The organism is Ruegeria sp. A4 (genome assembly GCF_056543025.1).
Map to the genome: position 1 here is coordinate 441,026 of NZ_JBQGAW010000001.1, position 16,189 is coordinate 457,214.

At 58.4% G+C, this 16,189-nt stretch carries 17 protein-coding genes; 10 read left to right on the plus strand and 7 right to left on the minus strand.

What is annotated here, in order from left to right:
* Positions 1-87: 87 nt before the first annotated feature.
* A complete protein-coding gene (locus ACR0E2_RS02125) occupies positions 88-1,632 on the plus strand; it encodes a trimethylamine methyltransferase family protein (protein ID WP_480444965.1) in 1,545 nt (514 codons plus the stop codon).
* On the opposite strand, the gene ACR0E2_RS02130 is transcribed toward ACR0E2_RS02125, so the two are convergent.
* Positions 1,633-1,932, minus strand: coding sequence for a DUF6477 family protein (locus ACR0E2_RS02130; protein ID WP_152457814.1), 300 nt, complete (start codon positions 1,930-1,932; stop codon positions 1,633-1,635).
* A gap of 240 nt (positions 1,933-2,172) precedes the next feature.
* Between ACR0E2_RS02130 and ACR0E2_RS02135 the strand changes: the two genes are divergently transcribed.
* Entirely contained in the window at positions 2,173-3,252 is a 1,080-nt protein-coding gene (locus tag ACR0E2_RS02135; protein WP_480444967.1) for a DUF6456 domain-containing protein, read from the plus strand.
* Between the two features lie 48 nt (positions 3,253-3,300).
* Here the strand turns inward: ACR0E2_RS02135 and ACR0E2_RS02140 are convergent, their stop codons facing one another.
* Positions 3,301-3,849 (minus strand): redoxin family protein, encoded by a 549-nt coding sequence (locus ACR0E2_RS02140; protein WP_480444968.1) that lies wholly within the window; start codon positions 3,847-3,849, stop codon positions 3,301-3,303.
* Between the two features lie 263 nt (positions 3,850-4,112).
* Between ACR0E2_RS02140 and lipA the strand changes: the two genes are divergently transcribed.
* Entirely contained in the window at positions 4,113-5,063 is a 951-nt protein-coding gene (lipA, locus tag ACR0E2_RS02145; protein WP_480444970.1) for a lipoyl synthase, read from the plus strand.
* On the plus strand, positions 5,060-6,211 hold the full coding sequence (locus ACR0E2_RS02150; protein WP_480444972.1) for an amidohydrolase: 1,152 nt from the start codon (positions 5,060-5,062) through the stop codon (positions 6,209-6,211). Before lipA ends, ACR0E2_RS02150 begins: the two co-directional genes overlap by 4 nt.
* An 11-nt stretch (positions 6,212-6,222) precedes the next feature.
* Here ACR0E2_RS02150 and ACR0E2_RS02155 read toward each other — a convergent pair whose 3' ends face one another.
* A complete protein-coding gene (locus tag ACR0E2_RS02155; RefSeq protein ID WP_480444973.1) occupies positions 6,223-6,579 on the minus strand; it encodes a hypothetical protein in 357 nt (118 codons plus the stop codon).
* A 120-nt stretch (positions 6,580-6,699) separates the two neighbouring features.
* A complete protein-coding gene (hpt, locus tag ACR0E2_RS02160; RefSeq protein WP_152457820.1) occupies positions 6,700-7,242 on the minus strand; it encodes a hypoxanthine phosphoribosyltransferase in 543 nt (180 codons plus the stop codon).
* A gap of 72 nt (positions 7,243-7,314) precedes the next feature.
* Here hpt and ACR0E2_RS02165 point away from each other — a divergent pair, with 72 nt between their 5' ends.
* Both ACR0E2_RS02165 and ACR0E2_RS02170 read left to right on the plus strand, forming a co-directional pair.
* On the plus strand, positions 7,315-7,761 hold the full coding sequence (locus tag ACR0E2_RS02165) for a type II toxin-antitoxin system RatA family toxin (RefSeq protein WP_171232045.1): 447 nt from the start codon (positions 7,315-7,317) through the stop codon (positions 7,759-7,761).
* Positions 7,762-7,798: 37 nt separating this feature from the next.
* Entirely contained in the window at positions 7,799-9,091 is a 1,293-nt protein-coding gene (locus ACR0E2_RS02170) for an MmgE/PrpD family protein (protein WP_480444974.1), read from the plus strand.
* Here the strand turns inward: ACR0E2_RS02170 and pyrC are convergent.
* Entirely contained in the window at positions 9,088-10,125 is a 1,038-nt protein-coding gene (pyrC, locus tag ACR0E2_RS02175; RefSeq protein ID WP_171231725.1) for a dihydroorotase, read from the minus strand. The two genes, ACR0E2_RS02170 and pyrC, sit on opposite strands and share 4 nt — an antisense overlap.
* A 162-nt stretch (positions 10,126-10,287) precedes the next feature.
* On the opposite strand from pyrC, the gene ACR0E2_RS02180 reads away from it, so the two are divergent.
* On the plus strand, positions 10,288-11,196 hold the full coding sequence (locus tag ACR0E2_RS02180; protein ID WP_152457823.1) for an AAA family ATPase: 909 nt from the start codon (positions 10,288-10,290) through the stop codon (positions 11,194-11,196).
* Between the two features lie 6 nt (positions 11,197-11,202).
* Positions 11,203-12,462 carry a vWA domain-containing protein gene (locus tag ACR0E2_RS02185; RefSeq protein WP_152457824.1) on the plus strand — a complete coding sequence of 420 codons (1,260 nt, stop codon included), beginning with the start codon at positions 11,203-11,205 and terminating at the stop codon, positions 12,460-12,462.
* Between the two features lie 4 nt (positions 12,463-12,466).
* Here the strand turns inward: ACR0E2_RS02185 and ACR0E2_RS02190 are convergent, their stop codons facing one another.
* Positions 12,467-12,967, minus strand: coding sequence for a hypothetical protein (locus tag ACR0E2_RS02190; protein ID WP_152457825.1), 501 nt, complete (start codon positions 12,965-12,967; stop codon positions 12,467-12,469).
* Between the two features lie 228 nt (positions 12,968-13,195).
* Here ACR0E2_RS02190 and ACR0E2_RS02195 point away from each other — a divergent pair, with 228 nt between their 5' ends.
* Positions 13,196-14,164: an XdhC family protein gene (locus ACR0E2_RS02195; RefSeq protein ID WP_152457826.1), complete on the plus strand. Its 969-nt coding sequence runs from the start codon at positions 13,196-13,198 to the stop codon at positions 14,162-14,164.
* Positions 14,161-15,162 (plus strand): molybdopterin-binding protein, encoded by a 1,002-nt coding sequence (locus ACR0E2_RS02200; protein WP_480444976.1) that lies wholly within the window; start codon positions 14,161-14,163, stop codon positions 15,160-15,162. Before ACR0E2_RS02195 ends, ACR0E2_RS02200 begins: the two co-directional genes overlap by 4 nt.
* Before the next feature lie 65 nt (positions 15,163-15,227).
* Here the strand turns inward: ACR0E2_RS02200 and ACR0E2_RS02205 are convergent, their stop codons facing one another.
* Positions 15,228-16,127, minus strand: a complete 900-nt coding sequence (locus ACR0E2_RS02205) for a MurR/RpiR family transcriptional regulator (protein ID WP_480444978.1) — start codon at positions 16,125-16,127, stop codon at positions 15,228-15,230.
* Positions 16,128-16,189: the final 62 nt, after the last annotated feature.

A 16,189-nucleotide genomic window follows, 5' to 3' on the forward strand; every position in this document is an offset into this window, starting at 1 on the left:
CCCCCCAGAGCGCCGCAATCCCTATGCTTGAGTTCCGGCAAACCTGTATCAAAACGCTCAATCTAACCAATCAGACGGGATTTTCTCATGGCAGAGGCAAACACCCGGCGCAGGGCGAGAGGTGGCGGTGGCGCTGCCCGCCGTGCCGAGCGTACCGCAGTTCGTATCGAGACTGCGAAATACATCGAACGCAACATTCCGAATTTCGAGATCCTCAACGAAGAGGCGCTTGAGATTATCGAAAACAACGCTGAAACCGTGTTGGAAGAAATCGGCGTCAACTTTGTCGACAATCCAGCAGCTTTGAAACGGTGGCGTGACGCGGGCGCAGATATTGACGGTGAGCGTGTGCGCATTCCGCGTGGTCTGGCGCGTGAACTGATCAAGACAGCCCCCAGCCAGTTTACCCAGCACGCCCGCAACCCCGAAAAATCGGTTGTGATCGGTGGCCGCAACATGGTTCTGGCCCCGGTTTACGGTCCTCCGTTCGTGCGTGATGCACAGGGTGGGCGCCGATATGCAACCATGGACGATTTCAACAAGTTCGTGAAACTTGCCTACATGTCCAAGTGGTTGCACCACTCGGGCGGTACGGTGTGCGAGCCGACCGACATTCCGGTGAACAAGCGCCATCTGGACATGCTGAAGGCGCATATGACCTTGTCGGACAAACCTTTCATGGGCTCGGTAACCGATCCCAGCCGGGCACAGGATTCGGTTGAAATGTGCGAAATCCTGTTCGGCAAGGAGTTCGTGCAGGAAAACACCGTGATGACCTCGCTGACCAATATCAACTCGCCGATGACATTCGACGATGTGATGATGGGGTCGTTGGAGGTTTATGCGCGCAACAATCAGGCCTGCATCATCTCGCCCTTCATCGTGGGCGGAGCGATGGCGCCGGTCTCGGTGGCTGGTACTTTGACACAGGTTCTGGCCGAGGTCATGGCCGGTGTTGCCTACAGCCAGATCATCCGGCCGGGTGCCCCCGCGATTTTCGGCGCGTTCGTGACGTCGATCGATATGAACTCGGGCGCACCCACCTTCGGCACACCAGAAGCCGCGCATATCACGTATGGTGCAGGCCAGCTGGCGCGTCGTCTGAACCTGCCATACCGCTCGGCAGGGTCGTTCTGCGGCTCGAAACTGCCGGATGCGCAGGCGGCCTACGAAACAGCGAATTCGCTGAACATGGGGCTGCTTTCGGGCGTGAACTTTATGCTGCATTCCTGCGGCTGGTTGGAAGGCGGTCTGGTTGCCGATTTCGAAAAGTTCGTCATGGATGCGGATCAGTTGGGAGTGCTGCATTCACTGGCCAAGGGCGTGGCCTATGATGAAAACGCGCAGGCCATGGACGCAATCCGCGAAGTAGGGCCGGGTGGTCACTATCTCGGCTGTGCCCATACGCAGGCCAACTTCAAGGAATCCTTCTGGAAATCCGAAGTGCTGGACTACAAGCCATACGAAACCTGGCAGGAAGAGGGTGCGCGTGACACGCGGGCCTTGGCCACGGCGCGTGTAGAACACTTGCTGGCCAATTATCAGCAACCGCAGATGGACCCGGATACCGCGGCGGCACTGGAAGCCTATATCGCCGAGAAAAAGGCCTCCATGCCGGATGCTTTCGCCTGATTACTGAAGAACCGAGGCGCGGCTGGCCTGATACAGCTGCGCCTCACCCAACAGCGCAATAAGCAGATCCAGATGCCGCACCAATGAATAGGCGGCATCATCTTCTTTTCGCAGTTCATTTACCTCTTTCTCCATCTCGAGCAAACGCAGCAGCGCCTGACCTGAACCGGGCAGCGACCCGTATCCCAGAATGCGTTGCAGATGCCTGTCCCGATTGTAATCCCGCGCCCCGAATCTGGCAGCACGCGCCAACATGCGTGGGCGGCGGAGGGTTGCGATCATTGTCATCAGGTCCTGCATGTTATGTGTCCCTTTTTCGAAAATTGATGGGTCCTGTTTTGCACAACCTAAGCGGGTGTTGCCTTAGTCGAGGTCTCCCCGAACGATGGTTTCACGACTGTTTATCTTTTTGAATCAAATCTGGTTCTTGCCTTGTGTGGTTAACGAACGAGTAACGAATGGACCTCTAGTTAGATTTGGTTAACCCACATTCCGAGGGCGAAAAGTGGCAGTTTGTTTTGTCGACGAGGGCAAATAATTATGGAAAACAACATGGCTTTCACCATTCCGGCATGGGTTCCAGAAGGGGCGCAAAGATACCTTGCTCATACCGAGACCGGTCGCTCGATCCGCGATATCGCGCGATCAGCCGGGTGCCATGCGTCAACTATCCTCAGGCAAATTCGACGCATCGAAATGCGCCGCGACGATCCACTGGTGGATGCGGCCTTGCAATCGCTCGCAGAGACACATTTTTCAGCTTCGGAGTGCGCCGACGGCACGGCAGGCGGATCAGAAAACGCGGCTGAAGAAGAATTTGAAAATGAGGCACTGCGTGTGTTGCGCCGCCTGAGCGAGACGGGTTCGGTCCTTGCCGTGGCCGAGGAAATGGACAAGGCGGTCGTCGTACGCGACACCGGCAATGCCGGGGCTACAAGAACCGCAGTCGTAGAATGCAGGATCGCGCAGGCCTTGGCTTTGAAAGACTGGATCACCTGCGACAATCCCGGACGCATTTCGCGATATCGGATTTCCGCAGCGGGACGAACGGCGCTAAGCCATTTGATCGCCAAGGCAGAAAACAAGGCACGTGCCGGGACTGACTTTGGTTTTGCCGAAGCTCAGAGTAACTTTCAGGGCAAGCCTTCGGGCGGGTCCGCCGAGCGGGTCAAACGCATTCGGTACAGTGCTGCGGAAAGCCCGCTGATAGCATTGTCGCGCAGACGGGATCGTGACGGAAAACCGTTTCTGGACGACTCACTCGTCAGCGCCGGCGAGCGCTTGCGCGAAGATTTTGAGCTGGCACGGATCGGCCCTCAGGTTTCGCAGAACTGGGATCGTTTTCTGACGACAGGTGGTCGAAGCAGCTTTGACAGTGAAAGCCATGGGGGAAAGGGGGCTTCCGATGCGAAGGACCGCGTTGCACGTGCCTTGTCCGACCTGGGGCCAGGTCTGAGTGATGTTGCGTTGCGATGCTGTTGCTATCTGGAAGGGTTGGAGCTGGCGGAAAAGCGAATGGGTTGGTCAGCGCGGTCCGGCAAAATCGTCCTGCGGATCGCCCTGCAACGGCTGAAACGGCATTATCAGGAACAGGCGGAACGAGATCGGATGATCGGCTGAACAGAAAAAAGGCCCGGTGTATACGGGCCTTTTCTTTGGATTTGCGGCTTAGGCCATTTCAGGTTCTGCTGACGCCTTCAGGTGTTTCATCAGGTTTTCCGGCGAGGACACGCCATAGGGATCTTCTGGGCAGTTATCCATCAGGCCGGGCTCTTCGAACCACGCCTCGACAACGCCATCATTGACGATGGCCGCATAGCGCCACGAGCGCATTCCGAAACCCACGTTGTCCTTGTCGACCAACATGCCCATTTTCCGGGTGAACTCCCCCGATCCGTCGGGGATGACTTTCACGTTCTTCAGGTCTTGATCCTGGGCCCATTTGTTCATCACGAAACTGTCGTTGACGGACATGCAGTAAATTTCGTCGATTCCCATGGCCTTGAAATCGGCATAGCCGTTCTCAAACCCAGGCAGCTGATAAGTCGAACAGGTCGGGGTGAACGCACCCGGCAAAGAGAACAGGATCACGCGCTTGCCGGCGAAATAGTCAGCTGTCGTCTTGTCTTCCCAACGGAACGGGTTTGGTCCTTCGATGGAATCGTCACGGACACGGGTGTGAAAGGTCACGTCGGGCAGTTTTGCGCCGGTTTTCATAGTCAAACTCCTGTGATTCACATATGATTTTGGTGTGAATTAAAACAGTTCTAAACCGCATTCAATCGCGTAAACGCTGCGATGGCGAATAAGGCCAACGTCTTGCTAAATATTGAAATTAAATCGCAAATACGAATACGCGCATGATGTCTTTCTGCGCCAGCGAGGATGCAACGCATAGCGGCTATGCGCCGCTGGTGTAACACCGCGCTTCTGTCTATGTTATGAGTAACAAGAGTTGACCCAAAGTCAGGAAAACGACCGTGCGAGATCTGAAGATCCCCGAAGAGCGCCACCCGGAAAAAGCCCATCGTCCGGACAATGCACAGCCCAAAAAGCCAAATTGGATCAGGGTCAAGGCACCCGGTGGCAAGGGCTATGCGGATACGCGGCGGATCATGCGTGACAACAATCTGGTGACGGTCTGCGAAGAAGCAGGGTGCCCCAACGTAGGAGAATGCTGGAGCCAGGGTCATGCCACCATGATGATCATGGGCGAGATTTGTACGCGTGGCTGCACCTTCTGCAACATTGCAACCGGTCGCCCCGACGATCTTGACGCGTTTGAACCCGGTCGCGTGGCCCATGCGGTCGAAAAACTTGGCCTGAACCACGTGGTAATCACCTCGGTGGACCGTGACGATCTGCAAGACGGCGGGGCCGAGCACTTTGCGCAGACAATTCGCGCGGTACGTCATCGGTCTCCGAAAACCACGATCGAGATTCTGACGCCGGACTTCCTGAAATGCGACAGCACTGTCCTTGAGACTGTGGTCGAAGCGAAACCGGATGTGTTCAACCACAATCTGGAAACGGTACCGGGTCTCTACCCCGAAGTGCGCCCGGGCGCGCGGTACTTTCATTCCCTGCGCCTGCTACAGCGCGTGAAAGAGCTTGATCCGTCGATCTTCACCAAATCGGGCATCATGGTCGGGTTGGGTGAAAACGAACAGCAAGTGCGCCAGGTCATGGACGACATGCGCGCGGCGGATATCGATTTCCTGACCATCGGCCAGTACCTGCAACCGACTCCGAAACATCACGGAGTGGATCGGTTCGTAACCCCGGAAGAGTTCGCATCTTACGAAAAGGCGGCCTATGGCAAGGGGTTCCTGATGGTATCCGCGACACCTCTGACCCGGTCTTCGTACCACGCGGGCGACGATTTCGCCCGGCTTCGCGCGGCCCGGCAAGCAAAGTTGCAGCAAGCGTGACACCCGAGCGGATCGCGCAGCTTATCCGCCTGCGCCACGAGTTTCACCAACAGCCAGAGCTTACGGGGCAAGAGGAGCATACCGCAACGCGGGTTGCGGATCTCTTGCGCCAAGCGGGTGCGGACAGGGTTCTGTGCGGCATCGGCGGGCACGGTGTTGCGGCCATTTACGAAAGCGGTGTTCCCGGCCCCACGGTTGGAATTCGATGCGAACTGGATGGGCTGCCAATTCAGGAACTCTCGGATCTGGAATATGCATCTCGGATTGCGGGCAAGGGGCATCTGTGCGGCCATGATGGCCACATGGTGATGGTTCTCGGGGTGGCGGAGGCGTTGAAGGAACAGCGACCGAAATCTGGCCGCGTGGTTCTGATTTTCCAACCCGCCGAGGAAACCGGACATGGTGCGATTGCTTATCGGGCCGATCCTCAGTTCGCTGAGGTTTCCCCTGACATCGTGTTGTCTCTGCACAATTTGCCGGGGCTGGAGCTGGGCGCCGTGGAACTGTGTGAAGGTCCCGCGAACTGTGCCTCGCGCGGGATGCAAATCGTTCTGACAGGCAAAACCTCACACGCAGCCGCCCCTCAGGACGGCGTGTCACCGGCAGGTGCTTTGTCGACGTTGATGCCGGCATTGGCCAGATTGGGGGCGGGTGGCGACTTGGATGACACCTACGCTTTGACCACGGTCACCCACGCCTCACTGGGTGAGCGCACAGTTGGTGTCGCACCGGGGAGGGCCGAATTGTGGGTGACACTGCGCACGGTTTCGGACGCGCGAATGGAAAGCCTGATGGCCGAGGCCGAAGCTTTGGTCAAAAACACGGCGAAGGCCGAGGGGCTGGCGTTCGAAATCAGCTATGACGAGGTGTTCGAAGCCTGCGTCAATGACCGAGAAACCGTTTCGGTTTTGGCCAAAGCCTGTGCCGATCGGGGCGTCGCGTGCAGGCTGGTCGATCAGCCACAGCGTTTTTCCGAAGACTTCGGCCAATTTGGCAAAAGTGCGCAGGCGGCCATGTTCTGGTTGGGGGCGGGGCAGGACCATCCGCAACTGCACAACCCGGATTATGATTTCCCGGATGCGCTTATTCCGATTGGAACCGGGATTTTCCTGAGCGCGATTGATGTCGTGCTTGGCAAAACCTGCTAGTCACGATCCACTTATTTGACCAGATCGCCAACGATTCCAACGGCTTCTATAACTGTCTTTGTATCATCAGATATCGAGAGTATTTCATCATCCACCCGGATATAGCGCTGGCCGGGCCCCAAAGGCTTGAGCTTCCAGTTGTCGAGATCGTCGATATAGTCAAAACTCAGATCACTCGGCAGCTTCTGCCCACGCGTGTATCTTTTGATTTGACCGGGCGGTACGGCTTTGCCGTTTGACTTGATGGATTTCTCTACCTTGTTTTTATTGGCACCTTGCCCTTTGCCCTTATTGTCTTTTGCAGCACCCGAACTTGCAAGTGCCACGATCGCTATAACGACGCCGGCTGTCGCAACTACACGCTTCATCCATAATCCTCCCGAGCTGATAGGAAGAGTAAGGGCTCGCAAATAAGTTTGTCTATTATTATTCGGGTTTTTGAATTTGAGGCGCTGGGTAGCCACTCAAATTGCCCTGGTAAAGTGCGGCTAGTCCTCGGTAAACCGGACTTTACCGATAAACGGCAGGTTGCGGTTGCGCTGAGCGTAATCGATCCCGTAACCCACGACGAATTCATCCGGAATTTCAAAGCCGATCCAGTCTGACCGGAAATCAACTTCGCGACGGCTGGGTTTGTCGAGCAGGGCAATCGACTTGAGCCGTTTCGGCTTGCGGCTGCGCAGCAGGTTGGTGACGTGGTTCAGCGTGTGCCCGGTGTCGACGATATCTTCGACCACCAACACGTCGCGGCCTTCGATGGCGCCGCGCAAGTCCTTGAGAATGCGCACTTCCCGGCTGCTCTCCATCGAATCGCCATACGAGGACGCCTCAAGGAAATCCACTTCGATCGGCAGGTCCAGTTCCCGCACCAGATCGGCGATGAAGACGAAACTGCCGCGCAGCAATCCCACGACGACAAGCTTGTCGGTATCGCCGAACTCATCCGTGATTTCGCGGCATAACTCTTCGATCCGCGCCGCGATGGCCTTGGCCGAGATCATCTCATCTATCACATATGCGCGGTTAGTCATCGCAGCCCCCTTGATCTTTGGCGCGCAACATACGACATGACGCGCCATTGTCACCTGCAAATACCGGACACCATGCCAATCCATTCGGAAACCCGCCACCTGCCATACACAGCCCAGCAGATGTATGATCTTGTTGCGGATGTGGGCAGCTACCCAAAGTTTCTGCCCTGGTGCGCCGCGGCCCGGATCCGCAAGACCTATGCGGTCGGTGAGGCCGAGGTGATGGAGGCCGATCTGGTCATCTCGTTCAAGGTGTTCCGCGAACGGTTCGGCAGTCGGGTGACCCTGTTTGCAGATCAGAAGAAGATCGATACCGAGTATCTGGACGGGCCTTTCAAATACATGAAATCCGACTGGCAGTTCGAGGACGCGCCCGATGGGGGCTGCAACATCTCGTTCCATGTGGATTTCGAATTCAAGAACGCCATCCTTCAGGGGATCATCGGCGTAGTGTTCAACGAAGCCATGCAGCGGATCGTCCGTGCCTTCGAGGCGCGTGCGAAAGAACTCTACGGCTAGGACTTTACGCGGCAAGGGCGCACGCTAGACTGCGCTCATGACGGATTTCACAGCAGCATTGGCCACCTTCGCGGCGGGCCCGGTTTCAACGACGGCTCAGGCGCGGATTGTCACGTCGCTGTCCGTTCTGGATTGGATGGCGGTTGGTCGTGCAGGGGCGTCCGAGCCGGTGTCCTGCATAGTTCGCGATATGGTTCTGGCCGAGGGCGGGAACGCTCAGGCTCATCTGTTCGGAGGGGGCGCGGCGCCATTGCGCAGCGCAGCTTTGGTGAATGGAACCATATCCCACGCGCTGGATTACGATGACACGCATTTCGCACATATCGGGCATCCGTCAGTCGCCATCCTGCCTGCGGCCCTTGCCGTGGCCGAGTGGGATGATCGTATTCTGGTCGATCTGCTCGAAGCCGCGCTGGTCGGTATGGAAACGTCAATCCGTGTCGGCCTGTGGCTGGGCAAGGGGCATTATCAGGCCGGGTTTCACCAGACAGCGACATCCGGTGCATTCGGGGCCGCTGTCGCCGTGGGGCGGTTGCTTGGATTCGACAAGGTTCAGATGCGGTCCGTTTTGGGTTTGACGGCAACGCGTGCGGCCGGGCTGAAGGCCCAGTTCGGAACAATGGGCAAGCCTTACAATGCCGGGCTTGCCGCTTCGGCAGGGGTCGAGGCGGCTGTGCTTGTTCAGCGTGGATTTCAACCCAACGCCGACGCGCTCGAAGGAACGTATGGATTTGGCGCGACCCATCATGGTGCAGCGGATCAAAGCGCGCTGGATGGTTTGGGTGATGAATGGTTGTTCGAAACAGTCAGCCACAAATTCCACGCGTGTTGTCACGGCCTGCACGCGGCGTTGGAGGCGGCGCGCGCGCTGGACATCGCGGAACCCGAAGTGGCCGAGATCAAAATCAAAACCCATCCCCGTTGGATGAGTGTGTGCAATCAGCTTTCGCCCACAACCGGGCTGGGGGCCAAGTTCTCTTACCGGACGGTCATCGCAATGCAGGCGCTGGGGTATGATACGGCTTTACCGGGCAGCTACACCGACAAGGTCTGCGCGGACCCGCGCATTGCGTCTCTGCAAGATCGCATCACGGTCGAAGCGGATGAAAACCTGTCGGAAACGCAGGCGCATCTGGCCTTGTTGCGTCGCGACGGTATCCGCCGCGAGGCGACGCATGACCTGATGACCCCAATGTCGCTGTCTGACCGCGAGGATCGCGTGCGCGCCAAAGCGTCGAAGCTGATCGGAACGGATGAGGCGGACGCGATCTGGTCGATGCTGCGCACCGGCGGTCGCGCCCGTGATCTGGCCGAACGTATGGCGGGTTAAGCCACGCTCCAGTGCAGTGGAAAGCCCGGGTCGAACACCGTGACAGGTCCATCGCCCGTGTCGATCTTTGACGGGTATGCAACCGGCTCGCCTTTGGTCAGGGTCATCGTCTCTTCGTTCACAGGCAGGCGGTAAAAGCCCGGCCCGTTGAGCGAGACGAACGCCTCGAGCTTGTCCAGCGCTCCTTCGCTGTCGAACATCTCGGCAACCAGAGACATGGTATTCGTCGCGGTGAAACACCCCGCACAGCCGCAGGCCATTTCCTTGTTTGCATCCGTGTGCGGAGCGCTGTCCGTGCCCAGGAAGAACCTCGTGTCGCCCGACGTTGCGGCAGCCAGCAGGGCCAGGCGATGTTCCTCGCGCTTGGCGACCGGAAGGCAATAGTAATGCGGTTTGATCCCGCCCACCAGAATATGGTTGCGGTTGATGATCAGGTGGTGCGCGGTGATCGTCGCGCCCAGATCCGTTTCGTTGGCTTTGACATAGTCCACGCCATTGGACGTGGTGATATGTTCCATCACCACGCGCAGGCCCGGCGTCGATTTTCGGATCGGGTCCAGAACGCGGTCGATGAACACGGCCTCGCGGTCAAAGATGTCGATCTCGGCGTCGGTCACTTCGCCATGGACACACATGGGCAGGCCGATCTCGGCCATTTTCTCCAGAACCGGGCGCACTTTGTCAAAGTCACGCACGCCCGAGGCCGAATTGGTCGTGGCCCCTGCGGGGTACAGCTTGACCGCTTTTATCAGCCCGCTGGCATGGGCGGCGGCGACGTCCTGCGCATCTGTATCCTCGGTCAGGTACAGGGTCATCAGTGGCTCGAACACCATGCCTTCGGGCAGGGCGGCCAGGATTCTGTCGCGGTAAGCGGCGGCCTGATCCCCGCGCACGACCGGCGGCACGAGGTTCGGCATAATGATCGCACGGGCGAAATGACGTGCAGTTTCGGGCAGAACGGCCTGCAACATGGCGCCATCGCGCAGATGCAGATGCCAATCGTCGGGGCGGCGGATCGTGAGGGTATCAGTCATGGCCTTCCGCTAGCATAGCTGCCCCGAAAGACCAACCAGCCCGGAACGAGTTGCCGAAAAAACTTGTCAACCAACCGGAACGTCGTAGCTCTGACAGGGGCTGGGGCCTTGACGCAAAGGCGCTTGCGTGACCTGTTTGTCCGCGAAGTAGAGAGGATTTCCATGACGCAGCCAAATTCCATCGATGCCGTGCAGCAGATGCTGGGACGTCAGGGCTATGTCTGCGGGCGGGCCCTTGCCACGGTTGTATTCCTGTCGCTCAAGCTTGGACGCCCGTTGTTTCTGGAAGGCGAAGCCGGAGTTGGAAAGACGGAAATCGCCAAGGCGCTGGCATCCGGTCTGAACCGCCGTTTGATCCGGTTGCAGTGCTACGAAGGTCTGGACGCGTCCTCTGCCGTTTACGAATGGAACTTTCCGGCGCAGATGGTTGCGATCCGAACGGCCGAAGCTTCGGGCGGGGCCGACCGGGGCGCGTTGCAGGCGGAACTGTTTTCGGATGAATACCTGATCGAACGCCCTTTGCTGCAAGCAATGCGCCCCGACGAAAACGGAGCGCCAGTTCTTCTGATCGACGAACTGGACCGGACCGATGAACCGTTCGAAGCCTTTCTGCTGGAAGCTCTCAGTGATTTTCAGGTCACGATCCCTGAACTGGGCACCGTTGCAGCACCCCAACCACCCATTGTGATTGTCACGTCGAACCGGACCCGCGAAGTGCACGATGCGCTCAAGCGTCGCTGCCTGTATCACTGGGTCGATTATCCCGATTTCGAACGCGAGATCGAAATTCTGCACGCGCGCGCGCCCGAGGCCGCCGATGCGCTCAGCCGCGAAGTCGTGGCTTTCGTTCAGCGTCTGCGCACCGAGGACCTGTTCAAGAAACCCGGCGTGGCCGAAACCATTGACTGGGCCAAATGTCTGCTGGCGCTGGACGTGATGAACCTTAGCCCCGAGGTGATCGGTGACACGCTGGGGGCGATTCTGAAATATCAGGACGACATCCAGAAGCTGCAAGGGTCTGAGGCTAAGCGCATTCTGGATGAGGCCAAAGCGACGCTTGAACCGGCCTGACGCGCTATGGCCGAGCAAATCCCGCTGGAGATTCCCGACAACCCGAAGCTGGCGCAGAACATCACCCATTTTGCCCGCGCGTTGCGGAAGGCGGGGCTGCCGATTGGTCCGGGGCGGGTGATCGATGCAATTCGCGCGGTACAAGCCGCGGGTTTCACCCAGAAACGGGATTTCTACTGGACGCTGCACGCCTGTTTCGTGAACCGCCCCGAACATCGCACGGTGTTTGCGCAGGTTTTCCGAATGTACTGGCGCGACCCGCGATACATGGAACACATGATGGCCATGATGCTTCCTGCCATTCGGGGTGTGCAAGAGGAACGCAAAGCGGATGCCGGTGAAAAGCGCGCAGCCGAGGCCCTGCTGGAGGGTGTCGAACGTGACACGCCCCAGCCGGCTGCGCAAGACGAGGGCGAAACCGAAATCGAGATTGACGCCACGCAAACGGCATCGTCCGAAGAGCGTCTTCGCAACCTGGACTTCGAACAGATGAGCACCGCAGAAATCGCGCAAGCCAAGCGCGTATTGGCGCGGATGACCCTGCCGGTCAAACCCATTGAATCGCGCCGCGGACAGGCCAGCCATCTGGGGCACCGTATCGATCGTGCCCGCACCTTGCGCGCAGCCATGCGGCAAGGGGGCGAATTGCGTGATATCGCCCGGCTGCAACCCAAACCGCGATGGCCAAATCTAGTTGCGCTTTGCGATATCTCGGGCTCGATGAGCCAGTACAGCCGAGTCATTCTGCATTTCCTGCACACGGTCTCGAACGCCAAGGGGGCGGGTTGGGCCAAGGTTCATGCCTTCACGTTCGGCACGCGCCTCACCAACATAACCCGCCACTTGCATCATCGGGATGTCGACGCAGCGCTCGCCGCTGCCGGGGCCGAGGCGCAGGACTGGGAAGGGGGCACACGCATCGGCGACTGTCTGCATCAGTTCAACAGAGACTGGTCAAGACGTGTCATGGGACAAGGTGCGGTTGTTCTTTTGATCACCGACGGTTTGGAACGGGGTGACCCGGAGAGCCTTGAGAAAGAGATCGAGCGGCTGCACCTGTCCTCCAAGCGCCTGATCTGGCTGAACCCTCTGCTGCGCTGGGACGGGTTTGCCCCCAAGGCCCAGGGGGTGGCGGCCATGCTGCCCCATGTCGACAGTTTCAGGGCAGGGCACTCGATTGCCTCGCTCGAGGATCTGGCCGCCGTGATTTCACAACCTGACGACCAGGGGCAGAAAGCACGGCTGATGGCCGCGCTTTCCGATTAGACCGTTACGACAACTGTTCTTCGTTGCACTTCCGGGCCATTTCCATGGCCTTGTAGGTGCCGGTCAGATCGACGGTAAATGCATAGGATGTCTCGGGGAACACGATCATGACCTTTTTCTTGGCCAGATCATCCGCGAATTGCGGGTTGTCTGACAGAACATAGCCCCCGGAATAGCCCTTGGTGATGTTGCCTTTCATACCTGTGGCTTCACCCAGATAGATGTTGTCGCCAATCAGGATGGCCACTTCTTGTGTTTCGCCACGTTTGATGTCGGTATCGGCTTTGGTGAATACCCCCACATACCCCACGCCGCGATCTTCGGTCAGGCCCATCTGAACGACGTTTTCCGCGTCGTCCACGGCCTCGATCAGGCAGGATTTCTTTTCGTTGTCGATGAAGACTTTCCAGCCCTCGACCTCTCCATAACGTTCGAATGTGTCAGCCCACGCCGCGGTCGAAGTCAAAAGGCCAACCACTGCGCCCAGTGCAAGATAATGTTTCAACTGCTTGTCTCCGAAAAAATGTGTTTGGTATGCAGCTTGGGCAACTGGCCCGCTGCCCGCACAAGCTAAAACCCGGGCCCATAACAATCAATACTATGATTTATTGAATATTGTTCAGGCTTTAGCATCGGCTTGCAGGGCTCAACATAGACGTTTTGACAGGGGCGTTGCGCTTTTCATCCCGCCAATCCTGCCTATGTTGGAGACAGACGACGTCTGGAGGTCCTGATGGAACGATTCGACAACAGCCCGGAAACGGCATTGAAATGGCACCGCAATGGCAGCGGCGCCGCGCTTGCCACGGTTGTCGAAACTTGGGGCAGCGCGCCACGCCGGGTGGGTTCCCAGCTGGTGATCGGCGGCGATGGTCGGATCGAAGGCTCTGTGTCTGGCGGCTGTGTCGAAGGCGCGGTGATCGTCGAGGCGCTTGAGGCCATTGACGAAGGCGAAGCCCGCTTGCTGGAATTCGGAGTGAGCGACGAAGATGCATTTGCGGTCGGGCTGGCCTGTGGCGGGACCATTCGCGTTCTTGTCGAACCCGTTGGAAAGGTGCTGCCTGAACCGATGCTTGCGGAACTGGTTGCAGCCCGCGCAGCGCGTGAACCCATCGCTTACGAAGTCAATATCGATACCGGGCACAGAGCCTTGCGTCGTAACGCCTATGCGGAAAGGCTGCGCATGGATCGGTCTGGTTTTGAAGAAGATGGTCAGACCTTTGTGGCTGTTCACAACCCGCCGCTGCGATTGATCGTTGTTGGTGCGGTGCATATCGCACAGGCATTGGTGCCGATGGCGCGAATTGCCGGGTATGATCCGGCCATAATAGACCCGCGCGACGCGTTTGCATCCAGCGCCCGTTTTCCGGGGGAAACGATCCTTACGGATTGGCCGGATGAGGCCGTTGCAAAACTCGGGTTGGATGCGCGCACCGCAATTGTCCTGCTGACACATGATCCAAAGCTGGATGATCCGGCATTGCAAGCTGCACTGGATGCGGGCGTGTTTTACATTGGTGCGTTGGGATCGACACGTACCCACGCCAAACGCGTCGAGCGTATGAAAGCAGCCGGTTTTAGCCAACAGCAAATCTCGAGGATTCATGGGCCAATCGGGTTGGATATCGGGGCTGCCGGCCCATCCGAGATTGCCGTTGCAATTCTGGCGCAGATGACGGCCGTTCTGCGAGGTAAGGCATGAGGTTTGGTCCGGTACCCGTCTCCGAAGCAAAAGGCGCCATTCTGGCCCATTCGGTGACAGCTGACGGTCAAAAGCTGCGCAAGGGGCTGTCACTGCAAGCAGAGCATATAGCGCAGTTGACGCAGGCGGACATCCGCGAAGTGATCGTTGCGCGCCTTGAACCCGGCGATTGTCACGAAGACGAGGCCGCACGTCGTTTGGCCGCGGCACTTGCGCCAGATGCGGCGTCGGCCAATCTGCGCGTGACAGACGCGTTCACCGGCCGGGTCAACCTGTTGGCGGACGGGCCGGGCGTGGCGGTTCTGGATGTGGATGCGCTGGAAATGTTCAATCAGGTCAACCCGATGATTACGGTTGCGACGGTTCCGCAATACCAGCAGATGGTCCCGGAGGGCATGGTCGCTACCATCAAGGTTATCTCATATGCCGTGCCAGAGGCTGATGTTCGGCGGGCCGCCAATTTGGCGCAAGGGGCCGTGCGCCTGGCAAGACCCGTTCACAAGACGGCAGGTTTGATCGTCACGGATATCCCCGGCGGCCCGCCCAACGACAAGGGGATCGCCGCCATTCGCGGACGGACCGAAGCACTGGGTCTGGATTTGTGTGATGTGCAGATCGTGCCGCATCGCGTGGATGCGCTGGCCAAGGCGGTTACCAGAACGACCGGTGATCTGCTCATGATCCTGACCGGATCCGCGACCTCGGACCCGGACGATGTTGCCCCGTCTGCTGTTCGGTTTGCCGGTGGGCGGGTGGATCGGTTCGGGATGCCGGTTGATCCGGGAAACCTGCTGTTTCTGGGTGCGATGCAGGATCGACCGGTGATCGGGTTGCCCGGGTGCGCACGATCTCCGGCGTTGAACGGGGCGGATTGGGTTCTGTCACGGGTTGCCTGCGGGATCGAAACGACCGGATCGGATATTGCCGGAATGGGGGTCGGAGGATTGTTGAAGGAAATCCCGACCAGACCGCAGCCGCGCGCCAAACGAAAAGAATGATCCGCCGCTGATCCTGAACGGGGCTGAATTCTGAGGTTGACCCCAGAGGCTTTGACCGAACCGGCTTATGGTTTTCTAAGCTTTGGCAATACGCCGGGTCGCCAATACGCTCCGGTGTCTTCCCGTGCTTTCTGATAGGCATCCACTCTTTCTCTGGCGGTCTCTCCGCCGGCGTCAAACAAATGGCCCAGCAGGCATTCAAGAACGGCCATTGCCCCCGAAAAACTGGAAAACGGGTGCAAGGTTCGCGTGCTGACAGGCAGGACGACATCCGGTTCAACCCCCGGGGCGATGACCTCGCTATCCGACAACAGGACGATGCGCATCGACCGGTCCCGAGCATACCGCATCGCCTGAATCGTGTCGGCGGAATAGGGGTGAACCGTGATGGCAAACAGACAATCCTCGGCGGTGGCTTCGACCAGATCGTCGATGGCCGAACCCATGTGGCGGGGCACCAGCTGAAGCCCGGGATGGGCCATGCGTGCAGCGTAGTGAAAGTAATAGGCCAGCGCGTGGCTGGATCGTGTGGCCGTCACATAACAGCGGCGCGCCGACCTGATGTGCGCGACGGCCTGTTCCGTCAACTGGGGGGCCATGAGACGCAGCGATCTGGCCACGACATTTATTTCGTTCTGCGCAAATCGTGCCTGCGCCGCACCAAACTGTCCTTGTTCCTTCAGGTGTTCCAGCCAGTCCTGCCCAAACCTGTCCTCACCATCGGTTGTCAGAGCGTTTCGAAATGGGCGCCGAAAAGCGTCAAAGCTGTCATACCCCATACGTTGCGCCAGCCGGATCAGAACGTTCGAGCTGATGCCGATGCGATCGGTGGTGGTTCGGATCGAATTCAACGCGAACTCGGCGGGATGATCGATGATGTACTTTACAGCGACCTGCATTTGCGCAGGCATTTCATCGATCTCGCGGCGCAATTGCGTAACGATGGCGGTAAGAGTGCGGGTCATGCGGCAAACAAAACATATGTTTTCCAATTGGTAAATTGAAAACGAAACTTGGGCTCATTAGC